19 protein-coding genes and 1 pseudogene are annotated in these 20,855 nt (G+C 64.0%); 12 read left to right on the top strand and 8 right to left on the bottom strand.

From position 1 onward, the window contains the following. Window positions 1-113 precede the first annotated feature (113 nt). The 4 genes and pseudogenes from X733_RS144020 to X733_RS144005 form a co-directional block, all read right to left on the bottom strand. Window positions 114-344 (bottom strand): annotated as a pseudogene (locus X733_RS144020) (PDZ domain-containing protein); the annotation flags it as partial. A gap of 15 nt (window positions 345-359) precedes the next feature. After that, window positions 360-1,124 carry an MBL fold metallo-hydrolase gene (locus X733_RS144015; protein WP_050588696.1) on the bottom strand — a complete coding sequence of 255 codons (765 nt, stop codon included), beginning with the start codon at window positions 1,122-1,124 and terminating at the stop codon, window positions 360-362. Then, a complete protein-coding gene (locus X733_RS144010; RefSeq protein WP_023819473.1) occupies window positions 1,124-2,290 on the bottom strand; it encodes a diphosphate--fructose-6-phosphate 1-phosphotransferase in 1,167 nt (388 codons plus the stop codon). The genes X733_RS144015 and X733_RS144010 overlap by 1 nt, the downstream gene beginning before the upstream one ends. A gap of 99 nt (window positions 2,291-2,389) precedes the next feature. Beyond that, window positions 2,390-3,157, bottom strand: a complete 768-nt coding sequence (locus tag X733_RS144005) for a L,D-transpeptidase (protein WP_023668871.1) — start codon at window positions 3,155-3,157, stop codon at window positions 2,390-2,392. A 229-nt stretch (window positions 3,158-3,386) separates the two neighbouring features. Between X733_RS144005 and X733_RS144000 the strand changes: the two genes are divergently transcribed. The 3 genes from X733_RS144000 to xylB all read left to right on the top strand — a co-directional run bounded on the left by X733_RS144000 (window position 3,387) and on the right by xylB (window position 6,896). After that, complete coding sequence (locus X733_RS144000) at window positions 3,387-4,010, top strand: LysE family translocator (RefSeq protein ID WP_023715525.1); 624 nt, start codon at window positions 3,387-3,389, stop codon at window positions 4,008-4,010. A 24-nt stretch (window positions 4,011-4,034) separates the two neighbouring features. Beyond that, complete coding sequence (locus tag X733_RS143995; protein WP_023752434.1) at window positions 4,035-5,360, top strand: tetratricopeptide repeat protein; 1,326 nt, start codon at window positions 4,035-4,037, stop codon at window positions 5,358-5,360. An 81-nt stretch (window positions 5,361-5,441) separates the two neighbouring features. Next, complete coding sequence (gene xylB / locus X733_RS143990; RefSeq protein ID WP_023819474.1) at window positions 5,442-6,896, top strand: xylulokinase; 1,455 nt, start codon at window positions 5,442-5,444, stop codon at window positions 6,894-6,896. Between the two features lie 191 nt (window positions 6,897-7,087). On the opposite strand, the gene X733_RS143985 is transcribed toward xylB, so the two are convergent. After that, window positions 7,088-7,450 (bottom strand): nuclear transport factor 2 family protein, encoded by a 363-nt coding sequence (locus X733_RS143985; RefSeq protein ID WP_023819475.1) that lies wholly within the window; start codon window positions 7,448-7,450, stop codon window positions 7,088-7,090. Between the two features lie 112 nt (window positions 7,451-7,562). Between X733_RS143985 and xylA the strand changes: the two genes are divergently transcribed. Both xylA and X733_RS143975 read left to right on the top strand, forming a co-directional pair. Further along, a complete protein-coding gene (xylA, locus tag X733_RS143980) occupies window positions 7,563-8,888 on the top strand; it encodes a xylose isomerase (RefSeq protein WP_023684279.1) in 1,326 nt (441 codons plus the stop codon). A 206-nt stretch (window positions 8,889-9,094) separates the two neighbouring features. Beyond that, window positions 9,095-9,298 (top strand): hypothetical protein, encoded by a 204-nt coding sequence (locus X733_RS143975; RefSeq protein ID WP_023668865.1) that lies wholly within the window; start codon window positions 9,095-9,097, stop codon window positions 9,296-9,298. Window positions 9,299-9,359: 61 nt separating this feature from the next. Here X733_RS143975 and X733_RS143970 read toward each other — a convergent pair whose 3' ends face one another. Continuing rightward, a complete protein-coding gene (locus tag X733_RS143970) occupies window positions 9,360-10,340 on the bottom strand; it encodes a GlxA family transcriptional regulator (protein WP_023668864.1) in 981 nt (326 codons plus the stop codon). Between the two features lie 78 nt (window positions 10,341-10,418). Between X733_RS143970 and X733_RS143965 the strand changes: the two genes are divergently transcribed. The 7 genes from X733_RS143965 to X733_RS143935 all read left to right on the top strand — a co-directional run bounded on the left by X733_RS143965 (window position 10,419) and on the right by X733_RS143935 (window position 18,259). Continuing rightward, on the top strand, window positions 10,419-11,342 hold the full coding sequence (locus X733_RS143965; protein WP_023668863.1) for a 3-keto-5-aminohexanoate cleavage protein: 924 nt from the start codon (window positions 10,419-10,421) through the stop codon (window positions 11,340-11,342). A 14-nt stretch (window positions 11,343-11,356) separates the two neighbouring features. Beyond that, window positions 11,357-11,980, top strand: a complete 624-nt coding sequence (locus X733_RS143960; RefSeq protein ID WP_023702512.1) for an HD domain-containing protein — start codon at window positions 11,357-11,359, stop codon at window positions 11,978-11,980. A gap of 2 nt (window positions 11,981-11,982) precedes the next feature. After that, complete coding sequence (locus X733_RS143955) at window positions 11,983-13,077, top strand: 3-hydroxyacyl-CoA dehydrogenase NAD-binding domain-containing protein (RefSeq protein WP_023702511.1); 1,095 nt, start codon at window positions 11,983-11,985, stop codon at window positions 13,075-13,077. A 5-nt stretch (window positions 13,078-13,082) separates the two neighbouring features. Further along, the gene (locus X733_RS143950; RefSeq protein ID WP_023694246.1) at window positions 13,083-14,246 is read left to right on the top strand and encodes an acyl-CoA dehydrogenase; all 1,164 of its coding nucleotides are present in this window, start codon (window positions 13,083-13,085) and stop codon (window positions 14,244-14,246) included. A gap of 3 nt (window positions 14,247-14,249) precedes the next feature. Then, window positions 14,250-16,328 carry an acetate--CoA ligase family protein gene (locus tag X733_RS143945; RefSeq protein WP_023819476.1) on the top strand — a complete coding sequence of 693 codons (2,079 nt, stop codon included), beginning with the start codon at window positions 14,250-14,252 and terminating at the stop codon, window positions 16,326-16,328. Continuing rightward, window positions 16,321-17,103 carry a carnitinyl-CoA dehydratase gene (locus tag X733_RS143940; RefSeq protein WP_023819477.1) on the top strand — a complete coding sequence of 261 codons (783 nt, stop codon included), beginning with the start codon at window positions 16,321-16,323 and terminating at the stop codon, window positions 17,101-17,103. Before X733_RS143945 ends, X733_RS143940 begins: the two co-directional genes overlap by 8 nt. Window positions 17,104-17,317: 214 nt before the next feature. Further along, window positions 17,318-18,259 carry an alpha/beta hydrolase gene (locus X733_RS143935; protein ID WP_023696924.1) on the top strand — a complete coding sequence of 314 codons (942 nt, stop codon included), beginning with the start codon at window positions 17,318-17,320 and terminating at the stop codon, window positions 18,257-18,259. 6 nt (window positions 18,260-18,265) lie between these two features. Here X733_RS143935 and X733_RS143930 read toward each other — a convergent pair whose 3' ends face one another. Then, a complete protein-coding gene (locus tag X733_RS143930; protein WP_023819478.1) occupies window positions 18,266-19,129 on the bottom strand; it encodes a hypothetical protein in 864 nt (287 codons plus the stop codon). Between the two features lie 6 nt (window positions 19,130-19,135). After that, a complete protein-coding gene (locus tag X733_RS143925) occupies window positions 19,136-20,728 on the bottom strand; it encodes an ABC transporter substrate-binding protein (protein ID WP_023819479.1) in 1,593 nt (530 codons plus the stop codon). Between the last annotated feature and the right edge of the window lie 127 nt (window positions 20,729-20,855).

A 20,855-nucleotide genomic window follows, 5' to 3' on the forward strand; every position in this document is an offset into this window, starting at 1 on the left:
GCCATTGCCGGCCTGCCGTAATGTTCTCGAAGATGTCGCGGCGGGCAACAGGAATTTTGGCGGGGCCGTGCGGCAGGCCTGCCGATCGTTCAGCGAGCCCGCCGCATCATGACTCAACCGGCGGCGAAGGGTACGGCGACGAAGATTTGCGCGTCGCCCCGGTCGACCAAAAGCAGCACCGACTTCCGGCCCGATCTGCCGGCCTCGGCGATCGCCTGGTTGGCTTGCCGCGCATCCCGCACGGGCGACCGGTCGACGGCGACGATGACGTCGCCCGGCTGCAGGCCGGCATTGGCAGCTGCCTTGTCCGGATTGACGCGCTCGACCACGGCGCCACGCTGGTTCCAATCCCAATGTCGTCAGAGGCCTCCGGTGCGCCTGAGATAGGCTGTGGCGATCTCGCGCATCCGGTTGCCGTCGAAGCTCGGCCCATGGCCGCCATGGCCGAGGCGAACAGGCAGGTCAAGGAGCCGCTGCATGGTACGGCGATAATCAGGCCGGGAGGAATCCGGCAGGTCGTCGATCAGCGTGGAATCGTAGATGGCGTCGCCGGCAAAGAACAGGCCGTCTGCCTCGTCGAACAAAGCGATCGAATCCGGCGAATGTCCGGGCAGATGCAGGACGCGGAACTGCCGGTCGCCGAGGTCGACGATGTCGCCCTCGTCCAGCGTGCGCGTCAGCGGCGCCAGCGGAATCTTGTAGTCGGCCGCCGTCCAGCCCGGCGCCGGCAATTTCGAAACGGCGCCGTCGAGATTACAAAACATGTAGGCGTAGGTCACCTGATCGTTCATGGTCTCGAAATGCTCGGCACTGTGCCGCGGCCCGGCGCGCAGCGGAAACTCGTGCAGCGAGCCGACATGGTCGAGATGGATGTGGGTGGCGACAACGATGAGCGGCTTGCCCTCGGGCGTGTCGATCTCAGGCGCCAGCGGGCAGATGCCCATGCCGGTGTCGACCAGCAGGTCGGCGTCGCGTCCCCTGAAATGCCAGATGTTGGCGCGCACGAAATCATGCACGAACGGCTCGGTCAGCATCGTCGTGCGGTCGTCGATGATCGTCTTGCCGAACCAGTCGCCGACAACGCGCTCGCCACCAAAACGGGTGCCGCCAAAACGGCCGCCCATCAGACGAAGGGCTTTCCCACCTTGTATTTTTCCGGCACCAGCCGCTTCAGGTAAGCCATGCCCGCTTCCGACAGCTGGTTGACATCGGGCTTCATGAAATCGTCGGGCATATGGCGCGTCTTGCCGGCGACGTTCTTCAGCGGCACCTTCTTCAGCACGGTTCTCGTGCCGTCATATTGCAGCGCCACCGAGCCACCGCCTTCGCCGGCAACGGCAACCGCGAAGGCGCCGGCGTCGAAAGCCTCCCGCGCGTCGACGGCGCTGATCGCGCCGACATAGCCGCGCGGCATGTAGCCAAGCGCATCGACGCGGGCGCGCTTGCCCGGCAGGCCTTCGGCGAGCGCACGTTCCAGAGCTGACGGCAGGTCGCTGCCCGACAGTTTGACGTTGCCATGCGCGTCGCGCTCGAGCTTGTCCGGCGGCACCAGGCTTTCGACCAGCGCCTTGCCGTCGGCGGTGCTGACTCCTTCGGAGACGGCGACGATGCAACGCTTGTGGCGGTCGAGCGTGGCGCGCACGTCGTCGATGAAACCGGCGGCGGAGAACGGCCGTTCCGGCACGTAGACCAGATGCGGGCCGCTGTCGGGATCGAGCTGCCAGGCTGCAGCCGCCGCGGTGAGGAAGCCGGCATGCCGACCCATTACGATGCCGACATAGATGCCGGGCAATGCGCGGAAATCGAGATCGACGGACAGGAAGGCGCCGGCGACGAATTCGGCCGCCGAGATGAAGCCCGGCGTGTGGTCGTTTTCCTCGAGGTCGTTGTCGATGGTTTTTGGCGCATGGACGAAAGCAATGCTGCCGCCGGCGGCGTCGGTCAGAATCTGCTGCGTGCCCGACGTGTCGTTGCCACCGATGTAGATGAAAGCGTCGGCGCCGGCCTTCTTCAGGCCCTTGAGGATGACCTCGCAATAGGCGGCATCCGGTTTGTCGCGCGTCGAGCCGAGGGCTGCACTCGGCGTGCCGGCGATCAGCCGCAGCCGGTCCTCTGGGATGGCGGAGAGGTCGACATAGTTGCCGTCACGAATGCCGCGCACGCCGTGGAGCGAGCCCAGCACCTTGGCGCCGGGATGGCGCTTGCGGACTTCCAGCGTGGCCCCGACAACCGTCTGGTTGATGACGGCGGTCGGGCCGCCGCCCTGTGCGATGACAAACGTTCCAGCCATGCTCGATCTCTCCCGGCGCTGTGGTTTTCAAGGCACCTTGGCCTAGCTTGCCGCATCGCGCAACGGGAGTTTCCAGCGGCGCCAAACCGCCGCACAGGATCAGACGACCACGACCGGGTTCTTCTTGGAAACGCGGCTGTAGAGGTCGATGATATCCTGGTTGATCAGGCGCACGCAGCCCGACGACATCGCCTGGCCAATGCTCGCCCATTCCGGCGAACCGTGTATGCGGTAGCCGGTGTCCTTGCCGTCCTGGTAGATGTAGAGGGCGCGTGCGCCGAGCGGGTTGGTGAGGCCACCGGGCTGGCCGTTTTGCCATTTCACCAGTTCCGGCTTGCGCTGGATCATCTCCGGCGGCGGCGTCCAGGTCGGCCATTCCTTGCCGTACTGGATGTTGGCGCGGCCGGACCAGCGGAAGCCGTCCTTGCCGATGCCGACGCCGTAGCGGATGGCGTCGCCGCCCTCCTGCACCAGATAGAGCTTTCGCTCCTGCAGATGGACGACAATCGTGCCGGGCGCCTCGCCGGTCTCGTTGACGACGATCTGGCGGCGGAACTCCGGCTTGACCTTCTGATAGGGCACCGCCGGCACTTCGAAGCCGCCATCGTTTAGCGAAGCGTACATGACATCGGGGCCGGTGACGTTCTTGTCGACGCTGATCGCCGGACGGATCGGCCGCACCGAGCCGGTGACCGTGTCATCCAGCTGGAATTGCGGCAGCTCGAGCGTCGAAGTGCTGCAGCCGGCCATGCCGAGCAGCGTCATGGCGCCGGCCCCTGACAGGACGAAGCGGCGGGAATAGAGATGTTCGGTCTCGTTTGCGTCGCCATTTGCTGGCGGCGTCACATTCTGCGGCAACTCACGCATGCACCCAAACCCTACGCTGTCGGCGGGAAACACGGTCCGGCCGGATAGCAGGCAGTTTCGCCAAACATGGTTGAAAAAGGGTGAAGGCCCAACGACCGGCATTAAACTTGTGCCGCCAATAGCCGCAGCGGTCGGGCGAAATGGTCCGCCGTGCATTTTTGGGAGAGGGCTCTTTACATTCCTCCGCACACGAGGATTTATCCTTTTCTTTGCGCTCAAGGAGACAAAGATGTCGTTCGAAAACTGGGCCGCCTTCGCCGCCGCCTCCACCGTTCTGCTCATCATTCCCGGCCCGACCATTCTTCTGGTCGTGTCCTATGCGCTGGGCCAGGGCTGGCGCACCGCCTTGCCGATGTCCGTCGGCGTGGCGCTGGGCGACTTCACCGCCATGACCCTGTCGATGCTGGGCATCGGCGCGCTGCTGGCCGCGTCGGCGACCGTGTTCACCATTCTGAAGCTGATCGGCGCCTGCTATCTGATCTATCTCGGGGTAAAACTATTTCGCGCCGGCGGCGCGCTCAAAGCCGAACCACGCACAGATGCCGTCTCGGCCGCCAAGATGATGGCGCACGCCTGGCTGGTCACCGCACTCAACCCGAAGAGCATCACCTTCTTCGTCGCCTTCCTGCCGCAGTTCCTCAACCGGGAAGCCGATTTCTGGGCACAGATGCTGATCTTCGAAGCGACCTTCCTGGCGCTCGCCTTCGCCAATGCCTTCGGCTACGCGCTGATTGCGGCGCGCGCCCGCAACGTCGTACGCAACCCCAAGGCGATCCGCATCTTCAACCGCACCGGCGGCACGCTGCTGGTCGGCGCCGGGATCGCCACGGTGGCGATGCGCTCGGGCAATTAGGAACTGCGGAGCATCAGGGCCGATATGGCAGTAAGAGATCCATTCGGCCTAATGTTTTCGGGCGCGACCGAGGCCGGGTTTTCACCCTACAGCCAGGCCGTTCATGAATTGCAATGCTTCGTCGGCGACCCGGTCGGCTCCGTTGACCGCGCCATATCGGCGGATCCCGGTTTCGTCATGGCGCATGTCTTCAAGGGGTATCTGTTCGGCCTCGCCACCGAACGCGAGGCAATGGCGGTCACCCAGGCATGCCATGCTGCGGCACTGCCGCTTGCCGCGACGCCGCGCGAACAGGCGCATGTGGCGGCCCTTGGCCACCTTGCCGAGGGACGCTGGCATGACGCCGCGCGCCTGCTCGAAGATATCGCCATCGACAACCCGCTCGACGTGGTGGCGTTGCAGGTCGGCCACCAGATCGACTTCTTCACCGGCAATGCCCGCATGCTGCGCGACCGTATCGGCCGCGCGCTACCGTCCTGGCAGAGCGGCATGCCAGGTTATCACGCCATTCTCGGTATGCAGGCCTTCGGTCTCGAGGAGATGGGCGACTATATCAGAGCCGAAAGTTTTGGCCGACAGGCGATCGAGATCGAGCCGCGAGACGGCTGGGCGCAGCACGCGGTCGCCCATGTCATGGAGATGCAGAGCCGGCAACGGGACGGCATCGCCTGGATGCGCGCCAATCCCGAGGCGTGGACCAAAGAGAGCTTCCTGCAGGTGCATAATTGGTGGCATCTGGCGCTGTTCCACTACGATCTCGGCGAGACCGACGAGGTGCTCAAACTCTATGACGGGCCGATCTATGGCGAGCGTTCGACGCTGGCGCTGAACATGGTCGATGCATCCGCGATCCTGTGGCGGCTTTATCTCGGCGGTGTCGATGTCGGCGACCGCTGGGCAGCGCTCGCTGCCAACTGGGCGCCGAAGGCTGGAGCCGGCAACTACGCCTTCAACGATGCGCATGCGATGATGGCATTCGTCGGCGCCGGGCTCGAAGCGTCGGCCAAGATCTTGCTCGAAGCCCAGCACGAGGCGATGCGCGGCAGCGACGACAATGCCGCCTTTACCCGGGATGTCGGCCAGCCACTGACGGAAGGCATTAAGGCATTCGGCGAGGGCAATTACAGCGAAGCGGTGCGCCTGATTCGACCGATCCGCGCCATTGCCCATCGCTTTGGCGGCAGCCACGCCCAGCGCGATGTGATTGATCTCACGTTGATCGAGGCGGCGTTGCGCGCCGGCGACACAGCGCTTGCCCGGGCGTTGACGGCCGAGCGCGCACTGGCCCGGCCGGACAGTCCGCTGTCGGCGCTGTTTTCGCAACGCGCCGCCAATTTGTCAGAGAATTGACCCGCGGCGGATCTTGTTTTAAAAACTGGCAAGCCAGATTTTTTCGAGACCCGAAAAAATTAATGGCAATGGGAGGAATGCATGTATCTCGGCCTCGATCTCGGCACGTCGGGCGTCAAGGCGCTGTTGATCGATGCCGGGCAGAAGATCATCGGCTCCGGCCATGCTTCGCTTGACGTATCGCGGCCGCATCCCGGCTGGTCCGAACAAAACCCCACGGACTGGATCCGCGCCTGCGAGACGGCCATTGCCGAGCTGAAAGCCTCGCACCCGAAAGAGCTTGCCGCGGTCAAGGGCATCGGCCTTTCCGGCCATATGCATGGCGCCACCTTGCTCGATGCCGGCGACCAGGTGCTGCGCCCCTGCATTCTGTGGAATGATACGCGCAGCCACGCTGAGGCCGCGGCGCTCGATGCCGACCCGCGCTTTCGCCAACTCACCGGGAATATCGTCTTCCCCGGCTTCACGGCGCCGAAACTCGCCTGGGTGAAGAACAATGAGCCCTCCGTCTTCGCCAAAGTGGCGAAGGTGCTTTTGCCGAAGGATTTCCTGCGGCTGTGGCTGACCGGCGAGCATATCTCAGAAATGTCCGACTCGGCCGGCACCTCCTGGCTCGATGTCGGCAAACGGCGCTGGTCCCCCGAGTTGCTTGCGGCGACATCGCTCGACGAAAGGCAGATGCCGTCGCTGGTCGAAGGCACGGAGAAGGCCGGAGCCTTGCGCGCCGAACTGGCCGCCAGCTGGGGCATAGCATCGGGCACCCCGGTTGCCGGCGGCGCCGGCGACAATGCTGCTTCGGCCTGCGGCATGGGCACGGTCGGCGCCGGCCACGCTTTTGTGTCGCTGGGCACATCTGGCGTGCTGTTTGCCGCCAACGCTTCCTACCTGCCCAATCCGGCAAGTGCGGTCCACACCTTCTGTCATGCCCTGCCCAACACCTGGCACCAGATGGGGGTCATCCTGTCTGCGACCGACTCGCTGAACTGGCTGTCGGAGATTTCAGGCAAGAAGGCCGGCGAATTGACCGCCGAACTTGGCGATGTGCTGAAAGCGCCGAGCGGGGTGTCGTTCCTGCCCTATCTCTCGGGCGAGCGCACGCCGCACAATGATTCCGCCGGTCGTGGGTCCTTCACCGGACTGGCGCATGAGTCGAGCCGCGCGGTGCTGACGCAAGCCGTGCTCGAGGGCGTTGCCTTCGCATTCCGGGACAGTCTCGAAGCCCTGAAGACCGCCGGCACGGATTTGACCCGGGTAACCGCGATCGGCGGCGGCTCGCGCTCGCGCTACTGGCTGAAGGCGATCGCCACGGCGCTGCAGGTGCCCGTGGACATTCCGGCCGACGGCGATTTCGGTGCTGCCTTTGGCGCCGCCCGGCTCGGGCTGATTGCGGCGACAGGGGCTGATCCGCTCGCGGTGTGCACGGCGCCGAGGACGGATGCGACGATCGAACCGGAGGCTGCACTTGGCGGCGCGTATGCCGATGCGTACCAGCGCTACCGGGCGCTGTACCCGGCGATCAAAGGCGTGACCGCGTGAGTCGGCGCGAAGCACCCCCCTCTGCCCTGCCGGGCATCTCCCCCGCAAGGGGGGAGATCGGCAGCGTCGGCGGGTATGCCAGTCTTGTAAGGTGGGTGATTAGCGAAGGCGTGGATGCCAGCCAATCTCCCCCCTTGCGGGGGAGATGCCCGGCAGGGCAGAGGGGGGTGTCTCGCGCCACCCTTAATCGATCACTGCGCCGGCACCTTGTCGAGAAACCCGGTGACGCTCTTCAGGCGCCCATTTTCGATAACACCGATATCGGTGCCTTCGATAACCGACGGCACGCCTTCCGGCCCAAGATTCCACGAGAAGCGGATGCGGTGGCCAAACCCGTCCGGCTGGCCCTTCAGCGAGAACCGGAAGCCGGCGAAGCGCTGCTGTACGCCGTCGATCAGCTTGGCAACGCCGGCATGGCCGTCGCCCTGCATGAGCGGATCGCGGTAGCTGACGTCTTCGGTGAAGGTGGCCTTGAGCAGTTCGGCGCGGCGATCCGCATCGGCCTCGTTCCAGGCGGTGATGTAGTTCTGGGCGATCGTGTTGAGGTCGGTCATGGTCTGTCTCCTTCGTTGAGTGGCTTTGACACGAGGCTTTTCACCCCGAGCGAGAGCGAAACCAATTACGCCTGAGGTAATCAGGCGCGATTATTCGGAGAGGACGAAAAAGATGAGCAGCGGATTTTTCGGCGACATCAAAGCGATCAAGTATGAGGGGCCGGATTCGACCAATCCGCTGGCCTACCGCTTCTACAATCCCGACGAGGTGGTGGCCGGCAAACGGCTGGAAGACCATCTGCGCTTCGCCGTCGCCTACTGGCATTCTTTCGCCTGGCCGGGCGGCGATCCCTTTGGCGGCCAGACCTTCGACCGGCCCTGGTTTCCCAAGGCTGGCGGCGTCGACACGATGGAACTGGCCAAACTGAAAGCCGACGTCGCCTTCGAGATGTTCTCGCTGCTCGGCGCGCCCTATTTCTGCTTCCACGACGCCGACGTGCGGCCGGAAGGCAAGGATTTCTCCGAAAGTGCCGCGCGGCTCGACGAGATCGCCGACTATTTTGCCGCCAAGATGAAGAAGACCGGCGTCAAACTGCTCTGGGGCACGGCCAACCTGTTCTCCAACCGCCGCTTCATGTCGGGCGCCGCCACCAATCCCGATCCGGATGTCTTCGCCTATGCGGCGGCGACGGTGAAAAGCTGCATCGACGTCACGAAGCGGCTGAAGGGCGAGAATTATGTACTGTGGGGCGGGCGCGAGGGCTATGAAACGCTGCTCAACACCGATCTTGCCCGCGAGCAGGAGCAGGCTGGGCGCTTCCTCAGTCTCGTCGTCGACTACAAGCACAAGATTGGCTTCAAAGGCACGATCCTGATCGAGCCGAAGCCGCAGGAGCCGACCAAGCATCAGTACGACTACGACGTTGCCACGGTCTACGGCTTCCTCAAGCGCTTCGGGCTGGAGAAGGAAGTGAAGCTGAACATCGAGCAGGGCCACGCGATTCTTGCCGGCCATTCCTTCGAGCACGAGCTGGCGCTGGCCAATGCGCTCGGCGTCTTCGGCTCGATCGACATGAACCGCAACGACTACCAGTCGGGCTGGGACACCGACCAGTTCCCCAACAATGTGCCCGAGATGGCGCTGGCCTATTACCAGGTGTTGCAGGCCGGCGGCTTCAAGACCGGCGGCACCAATTTCGACGCCAAGCTGCGCCGCCAGTCGCTCGACCCGCAGGACCTGCTGATCGGCCATATCGGCGGCATGGATTCCTGCGCACGAGGCCTCAAGGCAGCCGCCAAGATGGTCGAGGACAAGGCGCTGTCGGGTCCGCTGGCCGAGCGCTATGCCGGTTGGAACACGGCCGAGGGCAAGGCGATGCTGTCGGGCAAGCGCTCGCTGGAAGACATCGCCGAGCGCGTGGTGAAGAAGAAGATCGAGCCGCAGCCACGCTCCGGCCGCCAGGAGTTGCTGGAAAACATCGTCAACCGCTACGTCTGAGGGCCGGAAAGCCGATTCGTTGTGCTCAAGGGTGGCTGGATAACATTCCGGCCGCCCCGGAATGGGGTTTGCGCAAGACCCTATCCGACGACAAGGGTTTGCCCTTTGGCGCCCCTCAATGACCTCGCTCTTGCCTTCAAACTGCCGTCACGTATCTCGTATAAGGATGCGGTTGTGGCGGGTGAAAAGGAAGGAGGCGAACCGATATGCAGCATGAACGCGAAATCGACGCCCTGCTCTCATCCGGCGAGACCGGATCGATCATCGACCGGCTGATGGCGCTGCCGCGGCCGACCGACAGCGTGAAAAACGAATGGGATCGTGCTGTCAGCAGCCGATTTGAAGTCCGTCTGGCGAGGCAGATGCGCTCGCAGATGGACGCCGGCAGCGATCGACAGAACGCAGCCTGATCTCCCTTTGTCTGTGCATCTCGTAATCCCAAAACCGCGACACACTTTTGGGCGACATGCATCAACCTCGGCGCAGCCTGACCGGGGCTTCGCCGAACGCTCTTGAAAACGCTCTGGAAAATGCCGCAGCGGACGAGAACCCCGTCCGCCCGGCAATATCCGCCATGGCGATCCGCGTGTCGACCACCAGCCGCCGCGCCGCGCCCAGCCGCAGCCTGAGATAATATGCGCCCGGCGTCTCGCCGATCGACTTGCGAAAAATGCTCTCCAATGTCCGCGCCGTCACCCCGGCGCGTTTTGCCACCGCGTCGATGGTCAGCGGCTGGTCGACATGCGATTCCATCAGCCGGATAGCCTGCGCCAGACGCGGGTCGTAGCCGTCGAGCCGGCCGAGCGAGACCAGCGGCTGCGCGTCGGTCGCGGCGCGCGCCTGGTCGTAGATGAAGACGCTGGCGACATCGAGCGCGACGGCCATGCCGAGCCGGGTGCGGATCAGATGCAGCATCAGGTCGAAGGTCGGCGACGCCCCGCCCGAGGTGAACACCGGTCCGTCGATGACGTAGCGGTCCGGACGCACGTCGACGCCGGGAAAGGCGGAGGAAAAATCCTCCATGTCTTCCCAATGGGTGGTGGCGCTGCGGCCTTCGAGGAGGCCGGCGCGCGCCACCAGCCATGTGCCGGCCTCGACGCCGCCGCAGGCGCGAGCCGCGCGGGCCGCTCGCCGTAATCCGGAAAGCAGAGCCGATGTCGCGTAATTCTGGGTGCCGAAGCCGGCGACGACGACAAGCACGTCGGTCGGCTCGGCCGCATCGAAGCGGCCCCTGACCGCCACCGGCAGGCCGCAGGTGGTGACCGGCGCCTCGCCGGTGACCGAGACCAGTTTGAAATCGAACAGCGTCTCGCCTGAGATGCGGTTGGCGGCGCGCAGCGGGTCGACGGTCGACGCCACGCACATGATGGACGAGCCTGAAAACACCAGCAGCGTCACCTTGAGCGGCGATCGCTCAGCGCGAAAGATGGTCGGCTTTTCGCTTTTGATCACGAGAGCTTCGTAAATTGCAAAACAGTTTCCGGCAAGTCGGTCATTGTTAGGGTCTGTTTCTATGGGGAGGAGATGTCCATGCCGCTCGCGATGAACCGTGAGGTTTTCATTACCTGTGCCGTGACCGGGTCCGGCGGCTCGCAGGACCGCTCCCCGCATGTGCCACGCTCGCCCAAGCAGATCGCCGATTCGGCGATCGATGCGGCCAAGGCCGGTGCCGCCATCGTCCACTGCCATGTCCGCGACCCCGAGACCGGCAAGCCGCGCCGCGATGTCCATCTCTACCGCGAAGTGACGGACCGCATCCGCGCGGCAGAAGTCGATGTGATCCTGAACCTGACCGCCGGGATGGGCGGCGACATGGTGTTCGGCTCACCGGAAGCGCCGCTGCCGCTCAATGAAAAAGGCACCGACATGGGCGGCGCCACCAACCGCATGGAACATGTGCGCCAGTGCCTGCCGGAAATCTGCACGCTGGATTGCGGCACCATGAACTTCGCCGAGGCCGATTATGTCATGACCAATACGCCCGGCATGCTGCGCGCAATGGGCGGCATGATGACGGCGCTCGGCGTCAAGCCGGAGATCGAAGCCTTCGATACCGGCCACCTCTGGTTCGCCAAGCAGCTGGTCGAAGAAAAGGTCTTGAATCCCGACGCGCTGGTGCAGCTCTGCATGGGTGTGCCGTGGGGGGCGCCGGACGACCTCAACACCTTCATGGCCATGGTTAACAACGTGCCGTCGACCTGGAACTGGTCGGCCTTCGCCATCGGCCGCAACCAGATGGCCTATGCAGCCGCTGCAGTGCTCGCCGGCGGCAATGTCCGCGTCGGTCTCGAAGACAATCTCTGGCTCGACAAGGGCGTGCTGGCCACCAATGCGCAGCTCGTCGAGCGCGCGGCCAGCATCGTTACCAATCTCGGCGCCAGGATTTTGGGGCCGGAGGAAGTGCGCAGGAAGCTCAACCTCACCAAGCGGGCGCCGATCGCAGCGGCTGCTTAAGACGGGAGCGGATCATGGCTACCGTCAAATTCACTGCGATGAAGGATGGCGACAGGCAAGACTATGAGTTCCTGACCGCCCATGAGATCGACTATGCCGCCAGGACCGGCGAGCGGCTGCTCGACGCACTGGTGCAACTCGACGAAGGCCTGTCGGGCTACAAGATCACCAGGCTCGGCCATTCGCTGCAAGCGGCGACGCGGGCCTGGCGCGACGGCGCCGACACCGACTGGATCGCCTGCGCGCTGCTGCACGACATCGGCGACATCTACGCACCGTACAATCACGACGAATACGCCGCCTCGATCCTGAAACCTTTCGTGCGCGAGCAATGCACCTGGGTGGTGGAAAAGCATGGCGACTTCCAGCGGCTCTATTACGCGCATCATCTCGGCGGCAACCGCCATGCTCGCGACCGCTTCGCCGGCCATGCCTATTTCGACGATTGCGACCAGTTTTGCGAACGCTGGGACCAGTCGAGCTTCGACCCGGACTACGACACGCTGCCGATCGAATTCTTCCGGCCCTTCGTGCTCGAAGTCTTCGCCCGCAAGGCCTACGACCCCTCCGTGATCCGCGTTGGCGAGCGCGTGCCTCTCATCGACCCTCAAACCGCCAAGACAAAAACCGGAGCCTGACCATGAGCATCATCAACAAGGCAGCCGCCATTGGCGGCGGTGTCATCGGCGCCGGTTGGGTGGCGCGGTTGCTGCTCAACGGCATCGATGTGTCGATCTTCGATCCGGACCTGGAAGCGTCGCGCAAGGTCTCGGAAGTGATGAAGGGCGCGCGCCGCGCCTACAGGCAGATGGTTCCCGGCGGCCTGCCCAAGGAAGGCAGACTGACCTTTGCCAAGACCATCGCCGAGGCGGTGGCCGATGCCGATTTCATCCAGGAGAGCGTGCCGGAGCGGCTCGACCTCAAACACCGCGTACTGGCCGAGATCGATCTCTACGCGCCGGCCAACGCCATTGTCGGCTCGTCCACCTCGGGCATCAAGCCGACCGACATGCAGGTGGCGATGAAGAAGCATCCGGAGCGTCTGGTTGTCGGACATCCCTTCAACCCGGTCTACCTGCTGCCGCTGGTCGAGATCGTCGGCGGCGAGCAGACGTTCCCCGAAGCGATCGAGGTTGCCAAGGAAATCTATGCCTCGATCGGCATGAAGCCGGTGGTGATCCGCAAGGAGATCGAGGCCTTTGTCGGCGACCGCCTGCTGGAGGCGGCCTGGCGCGAGGCGCTGTGGCTGATCAAGGACGGCATCTGCACGGTCGAGGAACTCGACGACATCATGCGCTATGGCTTCGGCCTGCGCTGGGCGCAGATGGGCATGTTCCAGGTCTACCGCGTCGCCGGCGGCGAGGCAGGCATGCGCCACTTTATGGCGCAGTTCGGGCCGTGCCTGAAATGGCCGTGGACCAAGCTGATGGACGTGCCGGAGTTCAACGACGAGCTGGTCGATCTGATCGCCACCCAGTCGGACGACCAGGCGCATGGCCTGTCGATCCGTGAGCTGGAAAAGATCCGCGACGACAATCTGGTCGCGATCATGGATGCTCTGTCGAAACAGAACAAAGGCAAGGGCTGGGGCGCCGGCGCCTTGCACAAGGACTATACCAAGCAGTTGGCCAAGCTGGCGGCGAAGAAGCCGGCCGCATCCAGGGCCGCAGAAAAGGCCAAGGCATCGAAGCCGGTGAAGAAGGCGGAAAAGCCGAAGAAAAAGAAGAAGGGCTGAGGACCATGGATTTCGGTCTTTCGGAGGAACAGAAGCTCATTGTCGAGACGACGCGCGCGTTCGTCGAGAATGAGCTTTACCCGCATGAACGCGAGGTCGAGCGCACCGGCGTGCTGCGCCGCGAGTTGATCGAGGAGATCAAGGTCAAGGCAATCGAAGCCGGGCTCTATGCGGCCAACATGCCGGCCGATGTCGGTGGCGCCGGCCTCGATACGGTGACCTGGCTGCTCTACGAGAAGGAACTCGGCCGCGCCAACTATGCGCTGCACTGGACCTGCGTCGCGCGCCCCTCCAACATCCTGCTCGCCGGCACGCCCGAGCAGCGCGAAAAGTACCTGTTCCCGTGCATCCGCGGCGAGAAGTGGGACTGCCTGGCGATGACCGAGCCCGGCGCCGGCTCCGACCTGCGAGGCATGAAGGCGACCGCGGTGCAGGACGGCCACGACTGGGTCCTTAACGGCACCAAGCATTTCATCTCCCATGCCGATCTTGCCGATTTCGCGATTTGTTTCATGGCTTCGGGCGAGGAAGAAACGCCGCGCGGCAAGCGCAAGAAGATCACCGCCTTCTTCGTCGACAAGGGCACCAAGGGGTTCACCGTGCGCGACGGCTACCGCAACGTCTCGCATCGCGGCTACACCAACGCCATCCTCGAATTCGACGATTGCCGCCTGCCGGCAAGCCAGGTGCTGGGTGAGGTCCACAAGGGCTTCGACGTCGCCAATTCCTGGCTCGGCGCCACGCGCCTGCAGGTCGGCGCCACCTGTCTCGGCCGCGCCGAGCGGGCGCTCGGCCACGCCATCGAATACTCGGCGCAACGCCAGCAGTTCGGCCAGCAGATCGGCAAGTTCCAGGGCGTGTCGTTCAAACTCGCCGACATGGCGACCGAATTGAAGGCGGCGGACCTGATGGTGTTCGAAGCCGGCTGGAAGTACGATCAGGGCACCGTCACCGATCAGGACATGGCCATGGCGAAGCTGAAGGCTACCGAAATGCTCGCCTTCGTTGCCGACGAAGCCATCCAGATCCATGGTGGCATGGGGCTGATGGATGACCTGCCGCTGGAGCGCATCTGGCGCGACGCCCGCGTCGAGCGCATCTGGGAAGGCACGTCGGAAATCCAGCGCCACATCATTTCGCGGGCGCTGCTGCGCCCGTTCGGGGCATAACCCATGCACAAGCTTGAGCGTCTGTTGCGCCCAAAATCCATCGCGGTGTTCGGCGGGGCCCAGGCCGCCGCCGTCGTCGCCCAATCGATCAAGATGGGCTTTGTCGGCGAAATCTGGCCGGTGCATCCGAACAAGGACGAGGTCGCCGGCCGCAAGGCCTATCGCTCGGTCGCCGAATTGCCCGGGGCGCCCGACGCCGCCTTTGTCGGCGTAAACCGGCATCTCACCATCGAGGTGATCAAGGCGCTGGCCAAGCGTGGCGCCGGCGGCGCCGTCTGTTTTGCCGCGGGCTTTCTTGAGACCGAGGCCTATGACGATGACGGCGAGCGGCTGCAGGCCGAACTGGTGGCTGCCGCGGGCCAGATGCCGATCATCGGGCCGAACTGCTACGGCCTGATCAACTATGCCGATGGCGCGCTGCTATGGCCCGACCAGCATGGCGGCATCAGGCTGCCCGAAGGCGCCAAGGGCGTCGCCATCATCACCCAGTCCTCCAACATCGCCATCAACATGACGATGCAGAAGCGCGGCCTGCCGATCGCCTTCCTGATGACCGCCGGCAACCAGGCGCAGACCGGCCTCTCCGAAATGGCGCTCGGCCTGATCGAGGACGAGCGCGTCACCTCGCTCGGCCTGCACATCGAAGCCTTCGATTCGGTAGCCGGCTTCGAGAAGCTGGCGGCGCGGGCGCGCGAACTGAAGAAGCCGATCATCGCCATGAAGGTCGGCCGGTCCGAACAGGCCAGGCAGGCGACCGTCTCGCACACAGCTTCGCTCGCCGGTTCGGATGCCGCTTCGGGCGCTTTCCTGCGGCGGCTCGGCATTGCGCGCGTCGATTCCATCCCCGCCTTTATCGAGGCGCTGAAGCTTCTGCACGTCACAGGACCACTGCCCGGCTATAGACTGTCATCGATGAGTTGCTCGGGCGGCGAAGCCTCTGTCATGGCCGACAGCGCCGAAGGCCGCTGGGTCAATTTCCCGGAGCTCACCAGCAAACACCGCGCCCATGTCAAATCGACGCTCGGGCCGCTGGTCGCGGTCGCCAACCCGTTGGACTATCACACCTTCATCTGGAACAATGAACCGGCGATGACCGCCACCTTCACCGCCATGGTGTCGGGCGGTTTCGACCTCAACATGCTGGTGCTCGATTTCCCGCGCCCCGACCGCTGCTCGGTCACCGACTGGTGGGCGACGCTGCGCGCCTTCGAGGCGGCGCTGAAGACCAACAAGGCGCATGGCGCGATTGTCTCGTCGCTGCCGGAGAACCTGCCGGAGGAATACACCGCCGAGCTGATGGCGCGCGGCATGGTGCCGTTGTTCGGCATTTCCGAGGCCATGGACGCCGCAGGCGCGGCAGCCTTCATCGGCTGGGCCTGGGCCGAGCCGCAGGCGCAGCCGATCGACACCACGGCTGCAGGTGCGGCCGGAGGCGACCATGTCACGCCTGATGAGGCCGAGGCCAAGGCGCGGCTGATCGAGGCCGGCTTGCCTGTGCCGAAGGCAGAACGTGCCGCCAATGCTGTCGAGGCCGTCATCTCATCGATGGCGCTCGGCTTCCCGGTGGCGCTGAAGGCGCTCGGAGTCACCCACAAATCGGAAGTCGGCGCGGTCAGGCTGAACCTCAAGGACGCCGAATCCGTGAGCACGGCGGCGCATGATCTGCTGCCGCTCGGCACCGGCCTCTATGTCGAGCGCATGGTGCGCGACGGCGTTGCCGAACTGATCGTCGGCTTCACCCGCGACCCGATGTTCGGCGCCGTCATGACGCTGGGCACCGGAGGCGTGCTGGTCGAGCTGTTGCGCGACAGCGTCACGCTGATGCTGCCGGCGACGCGCGACGACATCGAGGCGGCCCTGCGTGGCCTTAAACTGTTTCCGCTGCTCGACGGCTATCGTGGCCGGCCCAAGGCCGATGTCGGGGCTGCCATCGACGCCATCGCGGGCATTGCCGGCTTCGTGCAGACGAATGCCGGAGAGATCGAGGAACTCGACATCAACCCGCTGATCGTCTGCGCCGAGGGCAAGGGCGCCTGGATCGCCGACGCGCTGCTGGTGCTGGGAGAGAAGAAGAATGTCTGACGTCATTTCCACCCGCCGCGAGGGCACCATCCTCGAGGTCACGCTCGACCGGCCCAAGGCCAACGCCATCGACCTGAAAACGTCGCGGCTGATGGGCGAGACCTTCAAGGCGTTCCGCGACGATCCGGAACTGCGCGTCGCCATCGTCAAGACCGCCGGCGACAAGTTCTTCTGCGCCGGCTGGGATTTGAAGGCAGCCGCCGGTGGCGACGCGGTCGACGGCGACTATGGCGTCGGCGGCTTTGCCGGCCTGCAGGAGCTGCGCGACATGAACAAGCCGGTCATCGCCTGCGTCAACGGCATGGCGGTCGGCGGCGGCTTCGAGCTAGCGCTGTCCTGCGACCTCATTTTCGCTTCCGACCATTCCTCCTTCGCGCTACCCGAGATCCGCGCCGGGACCTTGGCCGACGCCGCGACGATCAAGCTGCCCAAGCGCATTCCCTATCATGTCGCCATGGACCTTCTGCTCACCGGCCGCTGGATGGATGTGGCGGAAGCGCATCGCTGGGGGCTGGTCAACGAAGTGCTTCCCAAGGACAAGCTCGAGGAGCGCGTCTGGGAGATCGCAAGGCTGCTCGCCAGCGGCCCGCCGCTGGTGTTCGCCGCGATCAAGGAGACGGCGCGGGTGGCGGAGGCGCTGACCTTCCAGGACGCGATGAACCGCGTGACGCGCCGGCAATTGGCGACGGTCGATGCGCTTTATGGCTCGGAGGACAATATGGAAGGGTTCCGGGCTTTTGCGGAAAAGCGCGACCCGGTTTGGAAGGGGAAGTAATTTTTCAGATGATGGCACGAGGCACCCCCCTCTGCCCTGCCGGGCATCTCCCCCTCAAGGGGGGAGATCGGCAGTTCGGACTTCACCGCTCATCCACCAACGTTGGTGATTGGCCAAAGCCTTCGCCACATCTGATCTCCCCCCTTGAGGGGGAGATGGCCGGCAGGCCAGAGGGGGGTGTCCGGGCTCGATCTATCCAGTCGGCGCAGCCAGCATGACCGACTACAAAACCCTCATCGATGCCGAGACCTGGGCCTTCATCGAGCGGACCAATTCCTATTACCCGCCCGATACGATCGACTACACCATCGCCCAGCAGCGTGCGATTTATGACCGGATGTGCCGCGAGTTCTTTGCCGGCTATCCCAATGGTGTGACGGCGGAAACGACTTTCATTGCCAACCGATCACACGACATCCCGATCCGCATCTATCGCAGCGCTACCCCGAACACGGCGGCGATGGTGCTCTACATCCATGGCGGGGGTTTCATCCTCGGCGGCCTAGACAGCCATGACGATGTCTGCGCCGAGCTCTGCGCCCGCACCGGTTACGAGGTGGGTTCCATCGATTACCGGCTGGCGCCGGAGCATTTGCACCCGGCCGCTTTCGACGATGCTTTACGTGCCTTCGAATGGGCAGCCAAAACCTACGACCGCCCTATTCTGCTGTGCGGCGACAGCGCCGGCGGCAATCTCTGCGCGGCTGTTGCTCACGCAACGCGTGGCCATGCCAAAAAGCCGATCGGCCAGGTGCTGATCTATCCGGGCCTCGGCGGCGACCGTTCGAAGGGCTCGTATGTCGCGCACGCCGAAGCACCGATGTTGACCATGCGCGATCTCGAATTCTACAAGCACATCCGCACCGGCGGCGCTGACGGTACTGGTGACATCACCTTGTCGCCGCTCGCCGACACCGATTTCACCAAACTGCCGCCAACCGTGCTGATCACCGCGCAATGCGACCCGCTGTCGTCCGACGGCGAGGCCTACCGCGACCGCATCCTTACCGCAGGCGGACACGCCAGCTGGTCCGAGGAGCCGGGGCTGGTGCATGGCTATCTCCGGGCCAGGCACACGGTCGGCCGGGCCCGCGCCAGCTTCAACCGTATCGTCGAAGCGGTGTCGGTGCTGGGCAAGGGCGACTGGATCTGGTGATCCGGCTCAACCGCGGACAAAGGCGATCAGTTCCTCAGCCATGCGATCGTTGAATTCCCGACGAAAGCGGTTTTTCTTCAGCCATTCAGGGTTTGAGCCGACGGTCTTGTTGGCATCCACGACAACGCCTTTGCCATCGACAATGAAATAGTCGATGGCGCCGAAGTCCAGGTTGAGCCGCTGCCGCACCGCCAGCACTTCCGGTGGCACGGCGCCGCCCACCTCATTGCTCAGGATTTTTGAGCCGGCGCACAACACATCGTCGTAGACCTGCCGCATGTTGATCTCGGCGCCGAGCAGGAACATGTAGCGGTGCTTGACGATGGGCAGGTCGAGGGTATCGAAGGCGAATTTCTCGACCATCAGGCGATTGTTACGCCATACATCCCGCGGAACCTCGCCGATCGTCTGGTAGACTTGATAGGGCGGGCACAGGCGGTCCTTGTAGCCGGGTTCAAAGAGCTTGCGGATGACATGCGCGCTCCTGGTCAGGCCGTTGCGATGCTGCCACCAGCGCTGCTCTGGCCGACCCCTGGAGTTGAGGACGGTCTTGACGACAACCGGCCCCTTGTGACTGTCGCCTGCCTCCAGCTTCAGCGTCGAATAAAGGTACCGGTGGATGGACAGCGCGCGACCATTGATGGTGCGGTCGTAGAGGTGGCCGAGCCCGCGGTACGTTGGCGGGACGACTGTCAGGTCGACATGCAGAAAGGCCGCCGGCGCCCTATCCTGGCCGGCTGGCCGGTCGAGCAGGCGCACTTTCAATCCGGCCTGTTCCAGGTAAGGCAGCAGCTGCGCGATGCTGTAGCTCCGCACCAAGCGGAAATTGCGCAGGCTCTCCACATAGACATCGAGATCGGCCGCTGACACCGAACGCTATTCCCTGATATCGACGCCCGAGAAATCATGGTGATCAAAGGGGTCCATGACATAGCCCGTCACCTGTTCGCGCATCGGCATCGAGACCACGGAGTGGGCGATAGCGACCCACGGCATCTGCTCCCTGAAGATCGCTTGCGCCTGCGAATAGAGTTTTGCGCGGGCAGCGGGATCGACGATCCCGGCTGCCTGCTTGAGCAGATCGTCGAAGGCCGGAAAACACCAGTTGGCACGATTGGTGGTGCCGACGCCGGCACAGCCAAGCGGCACCGACAGGAAGTTGTCGGGGTCGCCATTGTCGCCGGTGAAGCCGAACAGCATGGCGCCGTCGCGGTCGCGTGACTTCGAGCGGGCAAGGTATTCAGTCCACTCATACGTCACGACTTCCACGTTGACACCGATCTTTGCCAGGTCGGACTGGATCATTTCGGCCATACGCTGCGCATTCGGGTTATACGGACGCTGCACCGGCATCGCCCAGATCTTCATGTGCAGGTCTTTTACGCCGGCATCGGCGAGCCCCTGCCTGGCGGCAGCGGGGTCGAAGACATGATCGGGGCTCGTCTTGTCATAGGCCCAGGAGGTTGGCGGCAGCGGATTGCGTGCGACTTCGCCGGTGCCGCGGAATACGACGTCGACCAGCGCCTGCGTGTCGATGGCAATGGCGATCGCCTTCCTCACCCTTGGATCGTCGAAGGGCTTCTGCAAGGTGTTGAAGGCGAGGTATCCCGTATTTAGGCCCTCCTGCCGCATGACCTTGATGCCGGGTGTCGCCTTGATCGCCTCCAGGTCGGCCGGATTTGGATAGGGCATGAGATCGCATTCGCCGGCGCGCAGCTTTTCCATGCGAATGCTGGCATCGGTGGCAATGGCGAAGACGAGATCGTCGATCTTCGGCTTGCCGCGCCAGTAGTCCGGATTGGCCTTGTAGCGGATGACTGCATCCTGCTGGTAGTCGACAAGCTGGAATGGACCCGTCCCGACCGGCTTCAGCGCCAGGTCGAGCAGCCGCTTCTCGGCGACGAGCTTGTCGGCATATTCCTTGGAAACGAGCGAAGCGAAATCCATCGCCAGGTCGGCAAGCATCGGCGAATGCGGCGCCTTCAGCGTCATCACCACAGTATGGTCGTCAAGCTTGCGCCAACCGGCGACAAGATCCGGCATGCCGATGCCGTCGAAGTAAATGTACTGGCGTTTGGCGTAATTGTTGAACGGGTTCTGCGCGTTGGCCTGCCGGTCGAAGGTAAACAGCACATCATCGGCGTTGAAGTCGCGGCTCGGCGTAAAACCCTCGACGCTGTGGAACTTCACGCCGTGCCGCAGGTGGAATGTGTAGGTGAGGCCGTCGTCGGAAATCTCCCAGCTTTCGGCAAGGCCGGGGCGCACCTTGGTGGTGCCGGGATCGAACTCGACCATGCGGTTGTAGAGAGCGGTGGCCGAGGCGTCGCGGGATCCGGAGGCGAGTGCGGGATCGAACGTATCGGGGCTAACCTCGGTGCAGTAGACCAAGGTCTTGGCTACGGATTGATGGACCGGCAACGCACATGGAAAAAGCGCCGCCAGCAAGAGAACGAAGTGCCTGCGTGTCATGATCCCCCCAGGGTTGGGAAGACGCTAGCAGAAGCCGGCACTGACGGTAAGTAAGCCGGCCGGTCTTTCGCGCGCCAAGACTGTTTTCCACCTTGAGTTGACACAAGGAATTAGCCGCGCCTCTGTG

Origin of the sequence: Mesorhizobium sp. L2C066B000 (assembly GCF_000502335.1) — a bacterium.
Classification (GTDB): Bacteria; Pseudomonadota; Alphaproteobacteria; order Rhizobiales; family Rhizobiaceae; genus Mesorhizobium.